This is a genomic window from Chthoniobacterales bacterium, assembly GCA_036569045.1.
Classification (GTDB): Bacteria; Verrucomicrobiota; Verrucomicrobiia; order Chthoniobacterales; family JAATET01; genus JAATET01.
In genome coordinates, this window is the sequence record DATCRI010000019.1 from 25885 (window position 1) to 46720 (window position 20836).

At 60.9% G+C, this 20836-nt stretch carries 25 protein-coding genes and 1 tRNA gene; 7 read left to right on the top strand and 19 right to left on the bottom strand.

What is annotated here, in order from left to right; genetic code table 11:
• Positions 1–6: 6 nt before the first annotated feature.
• Positions 7–1032, top strand: a complete 1026-nt coding sequence (locus VIM61_04615) for a polyprenyl synthetase family protein (protein HEY8899672.1) — start codon at positions 7–9, stop codon at positions 1030–1032.
• 33 nt (positions 1033–1065) lie between these two features.
• Positions 1066–2040 (top strand): MJ1477/TM1410 family putative glycoside hydrolase, encoded by a 975-nt coding sequence (locus tag VIM61_04620; GenBank protein ID HEY8899673.1) that lies wholly within the window; start codon positions 1066–1068, stop codon positions 2038–2040.
• A gap of 13 nt (positions 2041–2053) precedes the next feature.
• On the opposite strand, the gene VIM61_04625 is transcribed toward VIM61_04620, so the two are convergent.
• The 6 genes from VIM61_04625 to VIM61_04650 are packed head-to-tail and all read right to left on the bottom strand — an operon-like array spanning position 2054 to position 6335.
• Entirely contained in the window at positions 2054–2284 is a 231-nt protein-coding gene (locus VIM61_04625) for a KH domain-containing protein (GenBank protein HEY8899674.1), read from the bottom strand.
• A 22-nt stretch (positions 2285–2306) separates the two neighbouring features.
• Positions 2307–2567 (bottom strand): 30S ribosomal protein S16, encoded by a 261-nt coding sequence (rpsP, locus tag VIM61_04630; GenBank protein ID HEY8899675.1) that lies wholly within the window; start codon positions 2565–2567, stop codon positions 2307–2309.
• Positions 2568–2623: 56 nt separating this feature from the next.
• Positions 2624–3955, bottom strand: coding sequence for a signal recognition particle protein (gene ffh / locus VIM61_04635; protein HEY8899676.1), 1332 nt, complete (start codon positions 3953–3955; stop codon positions 2624–2626).
• A 12-nt stretch (positions 3956–3967) separates the two neighbouring features.
• Complete coding sequence (locus VIM61_04640) at positions 3968–5599, bottom strand: hypothetical protein (protein ID HEY8899677.1); 1632 nt, start codon at positions 5597–5599, stop codon at positions 3968–3970.
• A 47-nt stretch (positions 5600–5646) separates the two neighbouring features.
• On the bottom strand, positions 5647–5847 hold the full coding sequence (thiS, locus tag VIM61_04645; protein HEY8899678.1) for a sulfur carrier protein ThiS: 201 nt from the start codon (positions 5845–5847) through the stop codon (positions 5647–5649).
• On the bottom strand, positions 5847–6335 hold the full coding sequence (locus tag VIM61_04650) for a hypothetical protein (protein HEY8899679.1): 489 nt from the start codon (positions 6333–6335) through the stop codon (positions 5847–5849). Before VIM61_04650 ends, thiS begins: the two co-directional genes overlap by 1 nt.
• 119 nt (positions 6336–6454) lie before the next feature.
• Here VIM61_04650 and VIM61_04655 point away from each other — a divergent pair, with 119 nt between their 5' ends.
• Positions 6455–7126, top strand: a complete 672-nt coding sequence (locus tag VIM61_04655) for a hypothetical protein (GenBank protein HEY8899680.1) — start codon at positions 6455–6457, stop codon at positions 7124–7126.
• An 18-nt stretch (positions 7127–7144) separates the two neighbouring features.
• Here VIM61_04655 and VIM61_04660 read toward each other — a convergent pair whose 3' ends face one another.
• Entirely contained in the window at positions 7145–7399 is a 255-nt protein-coding gene (locus VIM61_04660) for a hypothetical protein (protein HEY8899681.1), read from the bottom strand.
• Between the two features lie 408 nt (positions 7400–7807).
• On the opposite strand from VIM61_04660, the gene VIM61_04665 reads away from it, so the two are divergent.
• Positions 7808–8641 carry a CHAD domain-containing protein gene (locus VIM61_04665; protein ID HEY8899682.1) on the top strand — a complete coding sequence of 278 codons (834 nt, stop codon included), beginning with the start codon at positions 7808–7810 and terminating at the stop codon, positions 8639–8641.
• Between the two features lie 28 nt (positions 8642–8669).
• Here the strand turns inward: VIM61_04665 and VIM61_04670 are convergent, their stop codons facing one another.
• From VIM61_04670 to VIM61_04715, 10 genes are all read right to left on the bottom strand, one after another.
• Entirely contained in the window at positions 8670–9152 is a 483-nt protein-coding gene (locus VIM61_04670) for a VOC family protein (protein HEY8899683.1), read from the bottom strand.
• 97 nt (positions 9153–9249) lie between these two features.
• Positions 9250–9753: a hypothetical protein gene (locus VIM61_04675; protein HEY8899684.1), complete on the bottom strand. Its 504-nt coding sequence runs from the start codon at positions 9751–9753 to the stop codon at positions 9250–9252.
• A 21-nt stretch (positions 9754–9774) separates the two neighbouring features.
• Positions 9775–10533, bottom strand: coding sequence for a DUF2092 domain-containing protein (locus tag VIM61_04680; protein HEY8899685.1), 759 nt, complete (start codon positions 10531–10533; stop codon positions 9775–9777).
• Between the two features lie 97 nt (positions 10534–10630).
• Entirely contained in the window at positions 10631–11680 is a 1050-nt protein-coding gene (locus VIM61_04685; protein ID HEY8899686.1) for an iron-containing alcohol dehydrogenase family protein, read from the bottom strand.
• A complete protein-coding gene (locus VIM61_04690) occupies positions 11674–12324 on the bottom strand; it encodes a haloacid dehalogenase-like hydrolase (GenBank protein HEY8899687.1) in 651 nt (216 codons plus the stop codon). Before VIM61_04690 ends, VIM61_04685 begins: the two co-directional genes overlap by 7 nt.
• Before the next feature lie 127 nt (positions 12325–12451).
• Positions 12452–13006 (bottom strand): hypothetical protein, encoded by a 555-nt coding sequence (locus VIM61_04695; protein ID HEY8899688.1) that lies wholly within the window; start codon positions 13004–13006, stop codon positions 12452–12454.
• Between the two features lie 110 nt (positions 13007–13116).
• Positions 13117–14646, bottom strand: coding sequence for an aldehyde dehydrogenase family protein (locus VIM61_04700; protein HEY8899689.1), 1530 nt, complete (start codon positions 14644–14646; stop codon positions 13117–13119).
• On the bottom strand, positions 14643–15539 hold the full coding sequence (gene deoC, locus VIM61_04705; protein ID HEY8899690.1) for a deoxyribose-phosphate aldolase: 897 nt from the start codon (positions 15537–15539) through the stop codon (positions 14643–14645). The genes VIM61_04700 and deoC overlap by 4 nt, the downstream gene beginning before the upstream one ends.
• Positions 15540–15562: 23 nt before the next feature.
• Positions 15563–16384, bottom strand: a complete 822-nt coding sequence (locus VIM61_04710; protein HEY8899691.1) for a hypothetical protein — start codon at positions 16382–16384, stop codon at positions 15563–15565.
• On the bottom strand, positions 16381–16626 hold the full coding sequence (locus tag VIM61_04715) for a glutaredoxin domain-containing protein (GenBank protein ID HEY8899692.1): 246 nt from the start codon (positions 16624–16626) through the stop codon (positions 16381–16383). The genes VIM61_04710 and VIM61_04715 overlap by 4 nt, the downstream gene beginning before the upstream one ends.
• 68 nt (positions 16627–16694) lie before the next feature.
• Between VIM61_04715 and VIM61_04720 the strand changes: the two genes are divergently transcribed.
• Positions 16695–16769: transfer RNA gene (locus tag VIM61_04720), tRNA-Glu, on the top strand.
• A gap of 44 nt (positions 16770–16813) precedes the next feature.
• Here the strand turns inward: VIM61_04720 and VIM61_04725 are convergent.
• Positions 16814–17155 (bottom strand): hypothetical protein, encoded by a 342-nt coding sequence (locus VIM61_04725; GenBank protein ID HEY8899693.1) that lies wholly within the window; start codon positions 17153–17155, stop codon positions 16814–16816.
• 229 nt (positions 17156–17384) lie between these two features.
• The gene (locus VIM61_04730) at positions 17385–17864 is read right to left on the bottom strand and encodes a helix-turn-helix transcriptional regulator (protein ID HEY8899694.1); all 480 of its coding nucleotides are present in this window, start codon (positions 17862–17864) and stop codon (positions 17385–17387) included.
• Between the two features lie 79 nt (positions 17865–17943).
• On the opposite strand from VIM61_04730, the gene VIM61_04735 reads away from it, so the two are divergent.
• Both VIM61_04735 and VIM61_04740 read left to right on the top strand, forming a co-directional pair.
• Complete coding sequence (locus VIM61_04735; protein HEY8899695.1) at positions 17944–18726, top strand: hypothetical protein; 783 nt, start codon at positions 17944–17946, stop codon at positions 18724–18726.
• Positions 18727–18847: 121 nt separating this feature from the next.
• Positions 18848–19990 (top strand): hypothetical protein, encoded by a 1143-nt coding sequence (locus VIM61_04740; protein HEY8899696.1) that lies wholly within the window; start codon positions 18848–18850, stop codon positions 19988–19990.
• Positions 19991–20836: the final 846 nt, after the last annotated feature.

Here is a 20836-nt window from a genome sequence, read left to right on the forward strand (position 1 = left end):
GTTCCGGTGAAAGACTTCACAAAGCTCCGCTCCCTGGCCGCCGGTGTCGAAACCGCGGTGACCTTCAAACAGACCTTCGACCTGATCAATCCGCACCTCTACAGCGTGGAGGAGCGCATTCGCCAGCAGGCGAGGGCGTTCGATCCTGCGGTTGAGGGCTACATCGCCTACGCCATCAATTCCGGCGGCAAACGTCTCCGTCCCGCGCTCGCGCTGCTTGCGGGTGGCGCTACGGGCAAGATCACTTCGGGCCATGTCGACGTCGCGGTGATTCTCGAGCTCATCCACGTCGCCACGCTCGTTCACGACGACATCATGGACGGCGCCGAGACGCGCCGTGAGCAGCCGACCGTGAACGCCAAGTGGGGGAACTCGCTCAGCGTCCTGCTCGGCGACTGCCTGTTCGCCCACGCACTCCGGCTTTCCACGAATTTCTCGAACAACGAGATCTGCCGCATCGTTTCCGAGGCCTCGGCCGAGGTCTGCTCCGGCGAGATCATCCAGACGCAGCGGCGCTTCGATCTCAACCTCTCGCTGGCCGATTATTTCAAGATCATCGAGATGAAGACGGCGGCGCTCTTTGCCGCGGCCTGCGAGCTGGGCGCGTTCATCAGCGAGGCCAGCCCCGAGATCATCAGTTCGCTCAAGACTTTCGGCTCGCGGCTCGGCACCGCGTATCAGGTCTACGACGACATCCTCGACATCGCCGGTGACGAGGATGCCGTGGGCAAGACGCTCGGCACCGATTTCCAGAAGGGCAAACTCACTCTGCCGGTGCTCCTGCTGCTCCAGAACAACGACGACTCGCTCCGCGAGCGCGCCCGCGAGCTGCTCCTGCACGAGAATCTCTCCGGTCGGGACGAGCTGACGGGCCTGCTGAAATCCAGCGGCGCGATGCGCTCGGCGATCGATACCGCGAAACGCATGGTCTCCGAAGCACGCACCGCGCTCGATCCCGTGCCGGCCAACAAATACCGCAACGGCCTCGTCGCGATCACGACGCACCTCGAGAACCTCCTCGCGCAGTTCTGAGGGCGCGTTGAAATGACGGGCCGGTTGACCACCGTGAGTGCGCGAATTTTCGCCATCCCGCTGGTCGCCGCCCTTGCGATTTCGTCAGCCTGGGGAGCACCGTGGCTCTACCAGCTCCAGAATCCGAGCCCGCGCGCCATTCGCGCCTCGGGATTTCGCGCCGCCGTGGTGGATTATTCGCGGGATGGTAGCGATGCCGGCCGCCTGCCGCCGGGTCAGGTGAAGGCGCTGGGCCGGGCAGGGATCCGCACGCTGGCCTATCTCTCGATTGGCGAGGCGGAGAACTACCGCTTCTACTGGCGGGCGGATTGGGTGGCTCGTCGGAATTCGAACGCATTCACCGCCGCTGCTCCGTCCTGGCTCGGGCACACGAACCCCGACTGGGTGGGCAATTACAAGGTGCGCTACTGGGATCCCGCATGGCGCGAGACGGTTCTGCGGCCCTATCTCGATCGGATTGCGAGGCAGGGATTCACCGGGGTGTATCTCGACATCATCGATGCCTACGAATACTGGGCGGCTTCCGCGAGTTACGGTGGCGGTGGGGAAGTCTGGCAGCCGGGAGATCCGCGGGGAGACCGGGCGGAGGCGGCTCGACGGATGATCGATCTCGTGGTCTGGATCGCAGAATACCTGCGATTCGCCACCGGACATCGGATGCTCGTCTTCCCCCAGAATGCGGAGGACATTCTCCGCTACGACACCGGCGGGAAGTATCGGCGCGCCATTTCCGGGATCGGCGTGGAAGATCTGTTTTACAACGAAACGGCGCGACAGCCGGCCGATGAAACCCGCTACCGGCTGCGATATCTTCGAAAGCTGTGCACGACCGGCCGAAAGGTGCTTTGTGTCGACTACGTGGACACTGGCGATCGCGAGGATCCGGCAAACGTGGCGCGAATCGCGGACTTCGTGGCCCGGTGTCGAGCAGAGGGCTTCGATTTCTACGTCGCGCGGAAAGATCGCGAACTCGATCGGATCAACCGCGTGCCTGGCGTGCAGCCGTAACGCCGGGAAAAATCTACTCGATGATTTCCAGGCCCACCCGGATGCCTTTTTTTCGGGCGGACGCCTGGAGCAGCTCGCGGAGCGCCTGAATGGTGTGACCGCCCTTGCCGATGACCTTCGGTAGATCGGTTTTGCGCATGGCGAGATGGAAGACGGACTTGTCTCCGTCTTCCGTGCGCGTGATCAGCAACTCATCGGGGTATTCGATGAGCTTCCCGACGACGTAGCGAAGAAACTCTTCCACGGGTCGGGAGAGGCGGCCGGAATCAGGCCGCGGCGGCTTCGGCCTTCTTGCGGGCCTTGTTGATGATGCTGCCGACGGTCTGCGAAGGGCGGGCGCCGACGCCGACCCAGTAGTTCGCGCGGTCGAGCTCGAGGGCGAAGTTCTCGCCTTCCTTCTTCGGATCGTAGGAGCCGATGATTTCGATGAAACGTCCGTCGCGCGGCTTGCGCTGGTCGGCCACCACGATCTTGTAGAAGGGGTGGTTCTTGGCGCCTTCGCGCTTGAGTCGGATTGCAACTGCCATGGTCGTATCTGGTTAAGAGTTTTCTCGGTCTTGGAAATTTTCGGCCGCGGGCGGCGTCACTTCATTCCTGGAAGTCCAGCCCGGCGTGCCTGGGCCATTATTTTTTTCCTGTTGCCCGCCTTTTTCATCATCTTCCTCATCTGGCCGAACCGGAGAAGAAGATTATTTACCTCGGAGACGGAGGTGCCGCTGCCGCGGGCGACCCGCTGGCGTCGTCGCGCGTTCAGCATCTCGGGCTTCGCGCGCTCGCCGGGAGTCATGGAGAGAATGATCGCCTCCACCCGTTTAAGCTGCCCCTCGTCGATCGAGGAATCTTTCAGGTTAGCCATGCCGGGCAACATGCCAAGGATATTTTCCAGGGGGCCCATGCGTTTGAGCATTTTGAACTGCTGGAGGAAGTCATCGAGGTCGAAGCCGCCGCTTTGCAGCTTCTTCTGCATGCGAAGGGCGTCCTCCTCGGTGATAGCCTCGGCCGCCTTCTCGACAAGGCTGACCACGTCGCCCATGCCGAGGATGCGGCCGGCGAGGCGGTCGGGGTGAAACGGCTCGAACTGGTCGAGTTTCTCCCCGACGCCGGCGAATTTGATCGGTTGCTTCGTGACCGCACGAAGCGAGAGGGCCGCGCCGCCGCGGGCGTCGCCGTCGAGCTTGGTGAGGATGATGCCGGTGAGGCCGAGGGCGCCGTGGAAATGCTCCGCGACGGAGACGGCCTGCTGGCCGGTGGCGGCGTCGCAGACAAGGAGGACTTCCTCCGGCTGGAGATATTCCTTGAGGCGCTTGAGTTCCTGGACGAGCGGCTCGTCGATTTCCTGGCGACCGGCGGTGTCGAAGATCTGGACGTTGCCGCCCACCTCGTCGGCCCAGGCGAGGGCGCTCTTCGCAACCCGGAGGACGTCCTTTTCGCTCTTGTCGGGCGTGAAGACGTTGACGTTGACCTGGCCGGCCAGGGTGGCGAGCTGGTCGATCGCCGCGGGGCGCAGAAGGTCGCACGCGATGAGATTCGGCGTGCGGCCCTGGGTCTTCAGCCAGCGGGCGAGCTTGGCGGACGAGGTCGTCTTGCCGGCGCCATTGAGGCCGACGACGAGGATGCGCGCGGGTTTGTCGAGATTGAGCGGGCTGGAATCGCCGCCAAGAAGGGTGACGAGCTCGTCGTGGAAGATTTTGACGATCTGCTGGCCGGGCGTGACGCTGCGAAGGACGTCCTCGCCGAGCGCCTTTTTCTTCACGCTCGCGATGAAGTCCTTCGCGACCTGAAAGTGGACGTCGGCATCGAGCAGAGCGAGGCGCACCTCGCGGAGGGCGTCATTGATATTCGCCTCGGTGATGCGTCCATGGCCGCGGAGGTCCTTGAAGACGTCCTGAAGTTTGTCGGAAAGGCGGCTGAACATGAATCGACAACGCTAGAGGCTAAATGCCAAAGAGCAAGCCCCGGGGGACGAGAGGTTACTTGCCGAGGGTGAGGGAGAGGTGCGTTGCCAAGGCGTTCGGGAAACTTTTACCGTGTCGTCGAGTTCTCGCATGGTTCGATAGGCCTTTCGCGCGGTTTCGAAGTTTCCGCTGCGTTCGGCAATCAGAGCATAGGCGAGGATGTTGTCGCGGCGCGTGTGCGTGTCGAAGCCGTTGATGAGAGATTCCCTCGGAGGGAGCGCGGTGCCTTGAAATGCGGCGGCTGCGACCTTGTATTGCGGGTGAGTCTCCGCGAAGGCCTGCACCTGCTTCGCCAGAGCGTCAGCCCCGGTGAAATTCCTCTCCCGAATCGCGGCGAGCCACTGCATCTCCATGCCGAATGGGCGATTTCCAATGAGTTGCTGGTAGCGCGCGCCGTAAGCATCCACGGCGTCCCAGTCGGAGAGGGTTGCGTAGATGAAAGCGTATTCCCAGGCCTCCTGCGCGTTCGCGGTGGCGGCCCGCTCGATTGGCCAATCCTTGAAATAGATGCTGCGCGCCTTGGCTTGCTGCCCGTGGCGCGTGAGCAGCCCGATCATGTGAGCGATTCGGTAATTGGTAAGCCTGCGCAGGTTCGGCTCGCCGTATTTAAGCGCGGGGGCGATCTTTGCGCGGCTTTCGAGTGCGACGGCAAGGAATGCGCGGCTTTCTAGGTCATCGATCCCCTGAAGGGTTCCGAAAATCTGGTTCAGGTCGTCGTCGGTGGCCTCTTCGGGAAGCTTTTGCTCCACGAGGAGGGTGCTCTTGAGGTATTGGGAGTCGGGGTGGCGGTCGAAGACCGGTCCGAGCCGTTCGACGAGTTCGAATTTCTTCGGAGTGCTCGTGATGAAATTTGTCTGATACACGATCTGCCGGTCGGTGAGGGCCGCATCTGCGGGCATGTTTTTGTCGACGAACTTTCGGCCGGCGGACAGGTTGTGGACGTAGGCCTCCGCCATTCCTGCCTTCAGGAGCGCATCGATCGCCTTGGGATCTTTTTGAAAGATCGCGAAGTAAGTTTCGCGGGCGGCGGCATAATCCTGCTGGAGGTAGAGAAAATCGGCTTCTGCGAGGGATTTGTCGTCGGGAAGGGGCTCCAGCGCCTCGCTCTTAAGTTTGAGCGGACCAGCGATTACGCGGGAGATATCCTCTTGTAGCTTGTCTGGAGCTTCGGTGGCGCCAGCGGCCCGAATGACTCCGCGCGGATCGATCAGATACCAGCGGGGAAAGGATGACGCGTTGAAAGGGCGCGGCACGGATTGCGGGATCAGGCCTCGCAGACCGGCAAAGCGCACCTGGCTGTAAAGATCGATATCGGAGAGTGTGGGATCGCTGTTGAGCTCGAGGAAAACAAAAGGCTGCCCTTCGAGTCTGCGTTGGATTCCGGAGAAAACGGCGGCGGTGCATTCGGAGGGCCGGCACCACGACGCGCCGAACTGGAGAAGCAGCCATTTTGACCGGAAATCGCGAATCCGTTTCGATCCTTCCGTGGTCTGGAAAGAGAAATCCGTCGCGTTTCGCCCGACGACGATCGGATCAGAGGTTGCAGCTTCCGCGATAGGTAGCAGGGCGAGAATGAACAGGACAAAAATCCGGGGGCGCAGCATGGCGCTTTTCTAGCCCGGATTTCCAAATATCCAAGTAGGATGAAAGTCTATCCTCCGGCGACGACGCGGAGGAGCTCGATGCGGTCGCCCTCGGCCAGCAAGGTGGCGGGCCATTCGGAGCGGTGGAGCGCGGTGCCGTTGTGCTCGATGAGGAGCGTCGGCGCAGGCAGCTCCAGCTCGGCGACCATCTCGGCGACGGTGCCGCTCCGGGCCAGTTCGCGGGGTTCGCCGTTGACGTGGACAACCATCAGTAGCCCTGCGAGCGGGCGAGGCGCTGGAGTTCCACCTGAAAGGCGAGCACGTCGCGCTCCGCGGGCCGGTAGCCGATCGTGTCCGGGTTCAGGCCGAGGCGGCCGGTCTGGTCGAGATACCATTCGGCGTTCTCGCCGTCGGAGAACGTCACCTTGCCGCTGATCATTGTGCCGGGCTTCATGATCTGGTCGATCGTCACGCTGACCTTGCCTCCGGGAAGCGGCGGCGGGGCGAGGTCGTCGTCCGGGAATGGAGGCTCCTCCGGGGAAGGGGGCGCGGCTTCCGCGGCGACGGGTTCGGCGGGCTTCGGCTCGGGCTCCGGATCCCTGATCTGGATTTTCAGGTCGTCCACGAGCAGTCGGGTGTCGAGATAGGTGAGCGAAACCTGAAATTCCTCACGCAGGCGTTTTTGCACGTCGGAGAGCGTCGCGCCGGCCTCCAGCCAGGCGGCGACGGCAGATTTTTGGTCGTCGGAAAGATTCATGGTCGCGGGTGGTGAGGGTTCGAGCGTCGCATCATGCCCGGCTCCCGCGAGTCGCACAACTCCCGGTTCGTTCCGGGCGGTAGAGGAAATTCGGATTGCAGTTCGCCGGGTGCCGCGTCATGGATTCCCCTCGTATGTTCGTCCGTGGATTCCTGTGCGGCCTGCTGGTGCTCGGTCCCTGCCTGGCGCGCGCCGATCTGCTCGGGGACCTTTCGGCGTCGGACCGGGCGAAGGTGAAGGCCGGCGAGCAGGTGATGACGAGCGAGACGCTGGATGGCTATCCATGGCCGCGCGTGCGGGTTTACCAAAAGGTGAACGCGACGCCGCGCGAGGTGGTCGCCGTCTTTTTCGACTACAACAACGCCTGCCACTACATCCCGAACTGCCTGACGTCGCGCATTTCGAAGGAGCTTTCGCCGCGCAGCTTCGAGGTCGATTACGTGATCGATGTGCCGATCCTGCCGGATGAGGCCTACACGGTGCGCAACGAGCTGAAGGAAGATGGCGATGACAAACTGTGCGTCGATTGGACCGTGCTGCGGGCGACGAGCATCGTCGAGAGCCGCGGAAACCTTGCCGTCGAGCCTTTTGGCGATGGATCGGTGATTCGCTACACGAATCTCGTGAAGCCTTCGTCGAAGGCCGCGTTTTTGCTCAAGGGGATGGCGATGAGCCAGATGAAGGATACCGTGCAGGCGATCGTCTCGCAGGTGCAGAAGCAGAAGGGAAATCCCTCCGCGCTCCGGGCGGATGTATCCCGCCTCGATTCCGCGCTGCGTGGAGCGAATTGAGCGAAGCCGCAGCGAAACTCACTCCGCCCGGGCGGCTGCGTGGTAGCCGCGCTGGATGAGCGTGTCGTGGATGTCGGCTGGCGCGGCAAGGTGAGGATCGTAGGTCACGATCACGCGCGCTTCGTCGAGGTGAGCTTCCACGCCGATCACCCCACGGGCGTCTCTCAAGAGGGCCTCGATACGATGGGCGTGCTGGGTGGGGCGCTGGCCCTCGACGGCGATGGCAAATGTCCGGGTCTCGACGGCGGCGGGGCGGGATCTGGCGGCATTCATGGGTGAGGATTTACCTACGAAGACATCGCGCGCCGACCCGGCCATGCGCGGGAAATTTCTTCAGGCCGCGGAGGGCTGGGGCGGGGAGAGAATCTCGGCCCGCGTGCGAGGCGGGGACTCGGGATGCCGTTCGCGCAGCCATTGGAGCAGGCGTGCTCGCGAGACAGCGCGCTTCGACAACGCATTCACGGCAATCCGTGACCTGCAGGCCGCACACCGCCCCATCCCAGAGCGGATGCGGGAGGATTCCCAGGATGACGGTGACTCGGAGGGATCGTCTGGGAAGATTGGGCAGCCTCATTTTGGGCAGATTTCTGTCACGATTCGCGGCGCATTGCGTGGGTGCGTGCGGGCAAGTCAACGAGGATATCCGGTGGACGGTCCCCCGATTCCCCGCGAACTTCCGACATGGCCTTTCACCTGAAAAGCGGGGAGGACGTCGGGCAGGGATTCGAGCGGATTCTTCGAGAGCAGTTTGCCCGGATGGAGCGGGATGCCGGGGCTGCGGATGCGGTGCACGCCGTGCGCAAGCGCTGCAAACGGGTGCGGGCGACGTTGCGTCTGCTAAGGGAGCAGAATCCCGAATTCTGCAGGGCCGAAAGTCGGGTCGCTCGCGATCTGGGCCGCAGTCTGGCGAGGCTTCGGGATGCGGAGGTTCTCCAAAAGACGTTCGAGAAACTTGCGACGGATTGGCGAGGCGAGGAATCGCTGGCGCGGTTGCGAGGCGAGTTACCGACGGCTGGCGCGGACGACGTGGATGCCGCGCTTCGTCGGGTGAAAGCGATCTCCCGCGCCGCGCGGGGGCGGCTGGCGGCGGCGCATCCGGGCCGGGGCGTGACATTTGGCGCGGTCGAGTCTGCGCTGCAAGGTTCCTATCGCCGGGGCCGGGCGGCCATGGAGCGTTGCCGCGTCGCAGGCCCGGAGGAGGCTTTTCACGAGTGGCGGAAGCGGGTGAAGGACCTTGGTTATCATGCCCAGATCGTTCGAAGAATCTGGCCTCCGGTGCTGAGAGGCTGGCAGGCGGAGCTCGAGGGACTGGGAGAAATCCTTGGCGATGATCACGACCTCGCCGGCCTGCAAGACGTGACTGCGGACCGGGGCTATGACTCGAGGGAATGGCGGGAGCGTCTCGACGAACGCATGCGCGAACTTCGCACCGAGGCGCTCAAGCGTGGCCGGTGCCTTTTCGGCGAAAAGCCGGGATCGTTCCGGCGGCGCCTTCGTCGTTACCGGGAGCGGTAGGAAACCGCGCCCGGCAACGCGGCGCTGATCATCCGCAAGCCTTCTCGGCGGCTTTGGCGAGGTCTTCGGGCGGCACGTCGCGGATGTGCGTGGCCAGCGACCAGCTGTGGCCGTAGGGATCCTCGACCTGGCCGTAGCGATCGCCCCAGAACATGTCGGCGAGCGGCATTTTCACGGTCGCTCCGGCGGCCACGGCGCGTTCGAAGGCGGTGTCGACGTCCTCGACCTGGAGGTGAATCGTGACGGAACTGCCGCCGCGGGCCTTCGGGCCGAGCGCGCCGTATTCGGGCATTTCGTCGAAGAGGAAGATCATCGAGTCGCCGATGCGGATGGCGCCGTGCATGAGTTTCCCATTCGGCATGGGGACCTGGCAGATTTCCTCGGCGCCAAACGCCCTCTCGTAGAATGCGATGGCCTCCGCGGCGCCGGCGCAGCAGAGGTGCGGGGTGACGGTGTGCATGCCGTCGGGCACGGCCTTCACTTCAGGGGTGGGGATGGTTTGAGCGTTCATGATGATTTTGATGTGGTGAGGTGTTCAAGGGATCGACGAACAGGATCCTCTCGCTCGGACAAAAATTTGCGTGGTTTCCCCAAACCCCCGCCGCAATCTAGCGGCGGTGCCAGGATCCGGATCGGCCGCGGGATCCGCTCCACGAGCCGGATCCTCCGCCCCAGTTCGCGGACCCGCCGCGGAAGCCCTCGGCGCTGCCCGAGCCATTATCCCAGTTCACCGTGCTGCCGCGCCGGCCGGTTGCGCTGCCGGAGCCATTGTGCCAGCTGGCGGAGCCGCCGTGGCTCGTGTTGTAATAGCCGCCATTCGACCAGGGTGTGCGGTAGGCCGCGCCGTGGCCTCCGTAGGAATTCCGGTAAACGCCGCCGCGATACGCGTTGCGGTAGTAGGTGCTGCTGTAATAGGCCGAACTCGTGCGGTAGTAGGTGCCGCCGTAGTAGCCGGGGCCGCCCCAGGCGACGACGGCCACGGGCGCGGGTGCGTAGCCTCCATAGACGACCGGGGCGGGGCCCGGAACGCCGGGTTCGACGTAGGCGGTGCAGCCAACCTGGAGAAGGGCGAGAGTGGTGCCGAGGAGAGCGAGGGCAAAAGGCGATTTCATGGAAAGGAAGCGGGTGAGGGGCTAACGATCGGCGGCTTTCAGCACGGAAGTGAAGGGGATTTCTTTCGCGTCGGCGGGCTTCTTGAACACAAAGGCACTGTCGCCGAGGAACCACGGATGCAGGTTCCATCGCGAGAATTCCACGACGGTGCGAGGGAAGCCTTCCCGATCGGTAAAGGTCACCGCAAGGCGGAGCGGCAGCGCGCGGGAGCTGGCTTCGAGCCAGATCTCCCAGTTCACGCCTGGCGAGCGAAACGCGAGGTGCTCGGCGGGCGAGCCGTTCACCGTGGAAGGGCCGACGACGACGGCGCTGATGAGGTCGCGGGTGAGCACGGCGTAGGGATTGCTGAAAAGAAGCGGGGCGGAAGCGAAGCGGATGCCGGTCTCGGCCTGCAGGCCGGCGAGCATTTCGTCGATCGTCGCCGGGGCTTTCGACGAGGAATACAAATCCGGGCCCGGGGCGAAGGCGGAAACCGTATCGCCGTCGTAGTAGAAATCGAAGTGCGGGGCGTCGCCGCCGAGGTGGGCGCTGAGTTTGTTCGGGCGCCGGAGGGCGATCTCGCCGGTGGAGAAGAGCGTGATGAACTGGCCGCTCTCCGTGGGAATCTCGAGGATGTTCTTCGAGCGGTAGGTGAAGGCCGGCGCTTTCGCGAGCGTGGCGCTCATGCGCTCGAGGGGTGCGAGGGCGTTCGGATCGACGGCGGATTTGTCCGCGGCGCGGAGGCCGGAGACGAGCACGGTGGAGAGGGAAAACGCGAGAAGGACGAGCGGTCGTTTCATGGGATGGATGGCGGCGAGGATGCCAGAGGAGGGAGGGGAATCGGGCGGTGGGTGCCTGTTGAAAATTCTAGCGAAAAAATCGGGAACGGAAAGAGAATCATCCGAAGCAGCGCTGCAAATGGGGATCGGTGGAGAGGGCGCGCTCGATCTCGGGCAGGCAGTCGCGGGTAGAAAGGATCGTGACGAAGTCGTCCTTGATCGTGGGAGCTTCTCGCGCGGCGGCCAGCCATTCCGCGCGCGAGAAGGGATCCGCGGCCACGGCGTCCCAGAACCCGCTGGCGGTGAGGAGTTGGGCGATGGCTTCGGTGTGCTGGCCCTGGAGCAGGCTGATGAGATACGTGGCGACGCCGACCTGCAGGCCATGCAGGCGCGGGCGGGCGGAGAGGTGATCGAGCGCGTGGGAGACGAGGTGCTCGCTGCCGCTGGCCGGCCGGGACGAGCCGCAGATCGACATGGCGATGCCATTCAGGAGCAGGGCGCTGCCGAGGAGCTTCACGCCCTCGAGGTCGCGCACCGGGCGGGCCATGAATTGATGGACGCTGGCGTCGGAGAGCAGCGCGGCGAAGTCGTCGACCGGGGTGCCGGCGGTGTGGAACGCGATTTTCCAGTCGATGACGGCCGTGAATTTCGAGACGAGGTCGCCGACGCCGGAGTGCCAGAGGATCTCCGGCGCGCCGAGGCAGACGGCGGTGTCGAGGACGACGCCCATCGGCACGGCTGCGGGCAGCGAGCGGCGTCGCCCGCCCATGGTGAGGCTGGATTGAGGGCTGCAAAAGCCGTCGTTCGAGAGCGACGTGGGCACCGCGACGTAGGGGAGACGCGCGAGAAAGGCGACGTATTTTGCCATGTCGAGCGCCTTGCCGCCGCCGAAGCCGATGATGGCGTCGACGTGGGCCGGCATTTCCCGGAACGACGCGCTCGCGCGTTCGAAGCTGGCGTCGGTGACGGTCGAGGTCTCCACGATCTCGATGCCGCTGGCGGTGAGCGCTGCCTCGAGTCGGGCGGGAAGCTCGGGAAGCAGGCCGTCGCTCGAAAACACCCGCACGCGGCGAAAGGCATGGCGGTCCGCGTAAATGCCGATGCGGTCGAGTGCGCCGGGTTTCACGCGCACGAGGCTCGGAATGGCGGTCTGCTTCGGGATCAGCATGGTAAAAGGTGCGGGACGATCTGCGACCAGCGCTCGAACGGGTGGAACGCCTCGCCGCGCTCGCGCAAGGCGTCGGCGAGCCATCCGCGAGCAAAGCGATGGGCGGGGGCGACGAGGAGCGCCGGTTCGAGGTCGGGCCGGCCGTCCCCGGCGAAGGCGACCTCGGCGGTGTGCTCGAGGGCGTCCCGGACGATGGCGAGTTTGTTCACGCCGGTCGTGGGGCTGAAGAACGGAGAGCGCTCGGGGAGTGCCATGCGCAGGCCCTGCTCGGGGGAAAATTCGCCCGGATTCGCATGGACAACGAGCTTCGCCGCCGTCTCGCCGAGGAGGTAGCGGATATACCAGTCGCACCCGGCGGAGGCGACGATGAGCTCCCAGCCCGCGTCCTGAAGGGCCTGCGCCGATCGCGCGAAGTCGGGATCGAATTCCATCGAGTCCGCGAGCGAGAGGAGGTCGGCCTCGGTGGTGCGGATATCGCAAAAAATTTCGGCAAGCGCGTCGAAATGCGTGATCTCGCCGGCGACGTATTTTTCCCACGGATCGTTTTCGGGAGGCCGGGGCCAGCGCCGGCGCACCTGGTCGAAAAAGTCGCGTCGCGTGATGGTGCCATCGAAGTCCGAAACCAAAACCTTTCGCGCGCCCATGGAGCGAACCTTAGAACGATTTCAGAAATTCGGGAGCCTCAAAACGCCACCAAAAAACGCGAAGAGATTCGCCCGCCACGCCGCCCGGCGCCATGGTCGCAACCGACTTTCTCGGGATCGATTCCGGCTAGGGGCCGTCGGGGTGGGAAAGCCAGTCGCGAATCGTGCGCTTCAGCGTGAACTTCTTTTGTTTGATTCCAAGTAGCGAAGGGTCCGAAATCGTCCCGTCGAAGCGATAGTGAATCCGATATCTCCCGTAGGTGACGCCGTTGATCGTCGTCGAGGGGGACGGGCCGATGTGGGTGACCAAAACGCCGCTGATCGTCTTGCCTTCCGGCGATCTCGCGTGAATTTTCACCGTGTAAGTGGAGGGGATGACGTATTTGGAATCGACCAGAGGAACGTCCTCTTTGTCTTTCAGAATTTCCAACCTTCTGCCTGAAGGTTTTCCGACAAAGCTCTCGTAGATTGCCGGGGTCGACGTGTTCTCGTTGAACAAGCGTGTCGTGCTGACGTTGACGTGCTTGTTCGTCGTTCGAATGTTGAGCGAGAACCCCTCGGAGAACTCATCGTAGAAGTCGAAACTCGCCGTTCGGGGGGCGTAGAACTCCTGATAATAGGTCTTGGCATAAGATACAGGCGCCAAGAGCGCGAGCAAGAGAAGTGACCAGCGAAAAAGCACGAGAAAATACTAAGGTGGATTTCTCATGCTGTCCATCATCCCCGGGAGTAAACACGGCACTCCCGGCGATTCTCCGAGGATGATTTCCGGGTTCGAGGTCGATAAGGAAGTTACTTGAGGGACACGTATGGCAGCAGGCCGTGGAGGCCGCCTTCGCGGCCGTAGCCGCTTTCCTTGGTGCCGCCGAAGGGGCTGGTCGGGTCGAACTTGTTGTAGGTGTTTGCCCACACGACGCCGGCCCGCAGCTTCGCGGCCATCTTGAAAATCTTGCTGCCCTTGTCGGTCCAGACGCCGGCGCTCAGGCCGAAGGGCGTGTTGTTCGCGCGTTCGAGGGCCTCGGCCGGGGTGCGGAATGTCATGATGCTGAGCACGGGGCCGAAGATTTCCTCGCGGGCAATGCGGTGCGCGGCGGTGACGCCGGTGAAGAAGCTCGGCGGATAGAAATACCCGGCCTTGGGCAACCGGCACTTTGGCTGGACGAGGTCCGCGCCTTCGCTCACGCCGCTGGCGACGAGTTCCTTGATCTTCTCGAGCTGCGGCCTGGAATTGATCGCGCCGATGTCGGTGTTCTTGTCGAGCGGATCGCCGACGCGGAGCGTGCCGATGCGGTCGCGCAGGCGGCGGACGACTTCCTCGTAGACGCTTTCCTGCACGAGCAGGCGCGAGCCGGCGCAGCAGACGTGGCCCTGGTTGAAATAGATGCCGGCGACGATGCCTTCCACGGCCTGTTCGATCGGGGCGTCGTCAAACACGATGTTCGCCGCCTTGCCGCCGAGCTCTAGCGTGAGCTTCTTCTTCGAGCCGGCGAGGGCCGCGGCGATCTTCTTGCCGACCTCGGTGCTTCCGGTGAAGGCGACCTTGTCGATGCCGGGATGATTCACGAGCGCGGCGCCGGTTTCGCCCGCGCCGGTGACGATGTTCACGACGCCGGGAGGCAGCTCGGCTTCCTGGAAAATGCGGGCGAGGTGCAGCGCGGTGAGCGGCGTGGTCTCGGCGGGCTTCAACACGCAGGTGTTGCCGGTGGCGAGGGCGGGCGCGAGTTTCCACGCGGCCATGAGCAACGGGAAATTCCAGGGGATGACCTGGCCGGCGACGCCGAGCGGGGCGGCCTTCCGGCCGGGGAAGGCGTAGGCGAGTTTGTCGGCCCAACCGGCGTAGTAGAAGAAATGCGCGGCGACGAGCGGCAGGTCGATGTCGCGGCTTTCCTTGATCGTCTTGCCGCCGTCCATCGTCTCGAGCACGGCGAGTTCGCGCGAATGCTCCTGGATGAGGCGCGCGATGCGGTAGAGGTATTTTCCGCGTTCGGCGGCGGGCATTTTTCCCCAGACGGTTTCCTGCGCCTTGCGCGCGGCTTTCACGGCGCGGTCGATATCGGCGGCCGTGGCGGCGGTGACCTGCGCAAGCTCCTTTTCCGTCGAGGGATTGATGGTCGCGAAAGTCTTGCCGGGCTTCGTGAAGGCGCCGTCGATGAAGAGACCGTAGGCGGCGTCGACCTCGAGGGTGGGCGGGGCGGATTCCGGGGCGGGAGCATAGGCCAGGCCTTCGCCGAGACGCAGGCGGCGCTCGTCGCGTGGGACGACTTCGAGCGTGTGCGCGGTGGGGCTGGGGTGGAGGGCGACGGCCTTGGAATGGGACTTCATGGCAGGGAAAAATACTCGGCGCTCTGGTAGCGGCCGTCGACGAGGCGGGCGATCTGCATGAGCACGTCGTTGGCGAGCGTGCTGGCGCCGAAGCGGAAAAGGTCGGGCGTCATCCAGTCGGCGCCGAGGATTTCGTTGACCATCACGAGGTAGGCGAGGGCTTCCTTCGCGGTCTTGATGCCTCCCGCGGGCTTCATGCCGATGCGAACGCCGGTCGCGTAGAAATGATCGCGAATCGTCTCCAGCATGATGAGCGTGACGGGCATCGTCGCGTTGACGGCCGCCTTGCCGGTGGAGGTCTTGATGAAATCGCCGCCGGCGCGGATCGCGATCTCGCTGGCGAGGCGGACGTTGTCGTAGGTCTCGAGCTCACCGGTCTCGAGGATGACCTTCAGATGCGCGGCACCGCACGCGGCCTTCACGGCAGCGATCTCGTCGAAGACCTGGCGGTATTCGCCGCGGAGGAATGCGCCGCGATCGATCACCATGTCGATCTCGTCGGCGCCATCCTCGACGGCCATGCGCACGTCATCGAGCTTCACCGCGAGCGGCATGAGGCCGCTGGGAAAGGCCGTCGCGACGGACGCGACCTTGACCGTGGAGCCTTTTGTGAAGCGCTTCGCGGCGCGAACGAGATTCGGATACACGCAGACGGCCGCGCAGCTCGGCACGGCATGGCGGTCTTCCGCGGGGGCGATGGCCTTGCGGCAGAGGTGAGCCACCTTGCCCGGGGTGTCCTTCCCTTCGAGGGTGGTGAGATCCATCATCGAGAGGGCGAGTTTGAGGCCCTCGAGCTTGGCGGAGGCCTTGATGCTGCGCCTGGCAAAAGTGGCGGCGCGTTCGTCGGCCATCACCTGGTCGATGCTGCGACGGGCAAAGGAAAGGGACGACATGAGGGAAAAACGAGGGACGGAATTTACGAAAGACGCACGAGATCGCGGAGGAATTGGAGCCAAAGGAAGAGCAATCCCCGCGCCGAGTAACGAATCAAATTGTCGCCATCGTGCTTCAGCACGCCCGAAGAGAGGTTGTGCGCGATCTGGCGGCGCATGTCGGCTTCCATTTTTTCGCCGAGCGACGCGGGGTCCTGCTCGACGATCGCGTCCACCGCGACGTGCTCGCGGTCGAGAAACAGGCGGTGGTCGGCAAGCATTTCGTGGAACGTCGCCTCGGCGTCGGCGCGATTCAACCGGAGGTCGGGATCGAGCTGGAGACCGTAGGAGAAAGGATAGTTCCAGGTGAGGTAGGTGGCACCGCTGCGCGCGCGCGAGGTGATCGCGAGGTAGAAGAAGGCGATCTCGCCTTGCTCGACGAGGCAGATCGACGCCTCGGTGCCGCTCTTCGGCTGATAAAACACGCGATAGAATTGCTGGTGGTCGTCGTGCTCCCAACCGAGGTCATCCACGCGGTCGAAGTCGGCGGATTCGATTTCCGAGGACAGTTCCCGCAGGTTGGGAAAACGGTCGCCGTCCGGCGCGGGGAGCGAGCGCAGTTCCCGCTCGAGCGGCAGACGCAGACGGCGGGCGCGGGTGAGGATTTCCAGCCAGGGAAGCAGGAGCCACGTGGCCGCGAGCAGGAGGCCAATGAGGGCGCTCTCGAGGATCAGCCAACCGACGAGGAACGAGATTCCGAAAAGCAGGCCGAAGGTGCCGAGGCGGTGGAGGGCGGGGTGGCGGTAGGAACGCAGCCCGTAGAAAAATGCGGCCGTGGCGGCAATGATGAGAACGTTCGAAATCATCCGGGATGAATGTCGTGGGCCGCGAGGAATCTCTCGAGCTGGCGCACGTCGAAATCGGGCAGCACGGCGCCGTCCGCCAGCTCCAGGGTCGGGGTTTTGCTCTGTCCCGAAATCGCAATCATCCGGTCGTAGGTCGCCCGGTCGGCCAGGACGTCAAGCTGGTCGAACCGGTAGCCCCGGATCTTGAGCCAGTCGACGGCGTCGATACACCATGGACACCAGGTCTTGACGTAGAGCTTCATCGCTGGCACCTTTACCGGACTCTTTTCCAACTTGCGAGTTCGCGGTTCGCCGCTTTCGTAGTGAAAACGGCGCCTTCGTCTAGGGGTTAGGACACGGCCCTCTCAAGGCCGGTGCACGGGTTCGATTCCCGTAGGCGCTGCCACTTTAAGTTCTTGATGTTCAAGGATTTGTCTCAGTGGAAATTTTTCAGAGATAAAGCCGTCCAACCCTCTGAAAAAGGGGCTTCTCTGTAAAATTTTTTGGCAGCATTTGGCAGCAGATTTGCGGAAAAATGGCTTGGCAGCGAGTAGGCAGCAGGGAACTCGGTGATGTTTTTCTTTCGTAGCGATCCAAATTTTTCTCGCTTCGTCTTGATCTTTTTCCGGCCAGCTCTCTGTCGAATTGTGCGGAGGAGCCGTCAGCGGAAATTTTTTCGGTCGATTCCGGCGCGAGATACTTCCAAAGAAATCTGGCGCGGAGAGAATCGAGAGAAAAAGCAGCGGCTAGGATGATAAGGTATCGCACGCCGAAGAGACGAGCAGCTTTCAAGCCGCGATCTAGAGTCGCATGGGAACATTTTCGCGGCTATATGACTTCATGACCTCAGGTCTCAAATGCTGGGAGATCATTGTCGAAAAGCTCTCCGCGGCTGGTTGGTCGATCGGTTGCGTTCGATTCGAGCAACGCGCCTTCGATGGCCGGAAGGTTACCGAGTGAATTCGATCTGATTGGTCGGAACAATCTCCGACCATGACATTCCCTTACACCTGTGAGCGTTCTAGTTTTCTGAGCTGTTTGGTTTTTGAAAAGTGTAATAGGCCCTCATCGTGAGTTGTGCCGCCTCATTATAGAGCTTTTCGAAGGCTTCTCGGTCCTTCTTTTGTATTTGTTCCAGCATGTTACCGAGTAAATCGGCGATCGGGCGTGGTCCCTCGAATGCACCTAGGCCTTCGCGAAAAAGCTTTGATTTGATAAAATCATCTTTGGAGTAGGGGTGGCCAAAGCGACTAACCGGAGTAGATTCATCTCCGGATCCAAGTAACCAAGCGTCAGAGACTCCCAGCGATAGCTGGATCCATTGCGCGAGCTTCGGGGAGAGGGCAAGTCGATGACTTTCAATGGAGTGAATCGTTGGGAGGGATTTGTGAAGGTGCTTGGCGAACTCTTTCTGAGTCATTCCAAGTACTTCCCTTACGACCGCGAGGCGGTGTTTATTTTTCTTCGGTTTCAAAATTGTATACAGATTGTATGTTGACATGATCGGCGAATGAGCTTACATGGGCTTCCTGACATACAACTGTCATACAACACCTATTGACCAAACACGCAACAACTGAATGAGCACAAAGAAACAAATCTTGAAGGGAAAAACTATCGGCCAAGCACGCTTGCTTGGGTCCACGGATAAGAACCAACCCATCCAAAACCCGACTACCAACGACGTGCCCGCGCCCACCACCAGTGGGGCGTTAAAAGAGAGTATCCTCGCCGCCCTCAAGGCAGCCGGGTCTTCCGGACTGACCTGCTCCGAACTCGCCGCTAAACTTGGTGTCGAGCTTAAAATCGTCGCCATATGGTTCTCGACAACCGGAGTGAAAATGCCCGAGATCAAAAAAATTGCGGCGGGACACTTTGCGTTCCTTCCTCCCCCATACATCTACGATGGCGAAGATCGTCGCCCCGATGTTGATTACGCTCTCGGTGTCGCCATGAAAGCTGCTGAGGCAAAAGGCTGGGGTAAGCACGAATATGATTTCATTAAATACGCGAACATCGTGGAATTCGCTATCGACGACATTACGGCAAGTTCGCCCTACGGGATCAAGCCTCCCACTGTTGAGGTAGTGGAACCTATGCTTGACCTAATTGATTGGGACAACGACCTGACGCCGTATCCCGTCGTATGGCACATCTGGCAAGATGCAGTTGATGAGGCGAAAGGGCAACCCACTCGCGAGCAGGTTGTGGAGTCAAAGAAAAGGATGCTTATTGAGGCCTTGAAGCAGGACTTGCAGAAATTACCGATTGATCGCCTTTCTCAACTGTATGTCTCAGCCAATGACCATTACCGAGTGATTCGTATGAACCGAACGCCTCATTCCACCCAGTTTAGCTCTTAATCCTTACCAATTCACCTACCGCAGGAACTCAACCAACCCGCGAGACCTTAACAAGTTTGGCGGGCTTGCTGAGAATCGCTAGTATTATCAACAGTCTATGTCAATTCTGACGCACGATGGCATGCCAACGATGACTATGTCTGAGGCGATGGCATTTCTTACAAGTGATGGCAGGGAGCTGGCTAAGCCTGTTCCAGAAGTGGTTGCGGCGCCGCCATCAGAACCCATAATGGAGATTAGTTCGGAAAATCCAAATTCAATTAAAAAGTGGCATTCGTTTTCTCGGAAACTAGCAGTTGACGTCAACGACAAAGCGCCGGATATCACCGCAGCCATTATTCTTCATCGTCTGCTTCTGTGGAAACGGCACGGTCGAAAAAGGTGGAATGCTGCCCTTAAAAATGGCGTGAGCTGCTACCGCAGTCTCGCTGAGCTTGAATCGGATTTACCGTACCTGTCCCGGTCAGGAATAGATAATGGGCTTAAACGCCTAGCCCAACACTTTGGTGATGATATCGATGTTCATCGTGAAGGTCGTCAGAAACTTACTTTCACGATCAGCGATAAAATCGAAAAGAAATACATGAGTGCAAGCCTGGGGTTCTTCGTCGAAGGCGACGCGTTGGAGCACGGCATTCTTGCCGCAATGGTCTTGAACATTCTGAGGCAAGATCGACTTGAGTATGAAGTTCGTCACGGGCAGGGTTCAGGTTGGGAGCTGGCGTTTAGGCTTAGTTCCAGTTCGTTGAGTAAAGTTCGATTGGTTCAGGAAGGAACGAAGCAGGTTGAGCATCCGCCTGTCATTCCTGCTAGCTCTCGAAGCATCTCACGTGCTCTCAGCTCTCTGGTAGCGGCAGGTGTAATCTGTCAAGCGGACAAGGCGGGGTACTATGCCGAAGCGCATCCCATTGGCGAGAGTGATATAGCCCACGGTTTTTCTGAGGAGTTGGCCTCGGCACATGTTGAAAAGATCGCAGAATGCTTTCTGCGCTTCAAACAGCGTCAGGTGAGAAATTATGCAATTACGCCGGCTGACCTTAAAGCGTTCAGGAAATGCCTGCCTCAGCTTCGCATGTTAGGGGTCGAAGCCGAATGGTACATGTTTTATGCCATTGATGGACAGTCGCCAAAGAAGTTCAATTCAGCGTACTTGTATCAGGACACTACTGTCGCGCGAGTGTACCAAGGACTGGCCCGAAATGGGCACCGCTTTCCAACGCGACAAGAGTTGTCACCCAATATGACAAAAGTGGACATAGAGTGACAAAATTAGATGCACTGTGACAAAAGCGGACGCGGAACAGACAAAAGTGGATGATTTACTCTAGGTAAATGTTTTTAAATAATTATTAAAGGTTTCTGATAAAGGGCTTTCAAATATATAGATACGCGACTTCGTCGCGTATGAACTACGTATGAACTTAAACTGTTAATCTTATCATTGTCGCACATCTGATCAGATTCGCTGGTGAGATGTACGATGGAGTTCTCACTTGGTTCCAGCGGCTCGGCGCCATACCTGAGTCTTCTTGTAACGTCGCGATGATTTCGGTGAGCGTTGTGCCTCCGATCTTGGTGCTTGGTGGGTAGCTTCGTGAACAGCAAAGTGCCAGCTAAGAGAGGTGAAATCAAAAAAGGAGTACGTGGGAGAGACGAGGCAATTCTGCAGGCGATTGAAGCGGCTAAAGCTGCTGGATACATTCAAGAGGAAACACAGGATGGAAGAACGCGCAAATACGCTTTCGTTTCGTGGCCTAAAGATGACCGGAACTTGTCCACTTAGACTGTGGAGAAATAGCGGAGAAATTCATTCCCAATTCGTTCCGTCACCAGGAATGGATGGTTATTTTCAACCTACGAGGCATCCCAAAAAATTCGTTCCCACGTTCCCCGTTCTTTAGAACGGGAACGGGAACGTATTTGGAGCCTTCATCCAAAAAAGGAATGAAATAAATTAAAAATCGATGAGGAGTATTTTTAGAGCTAATTTCTGAGAGACGTTCTTGATCTCTTCTCTATGTTCCGCTTCGCGGCTGCCAGTTGTTGCGTTCCAGATTTCTCTACTTGTCCGACGACTACAAACTAGTGTGGCATTGTAATGTTCGTCCGG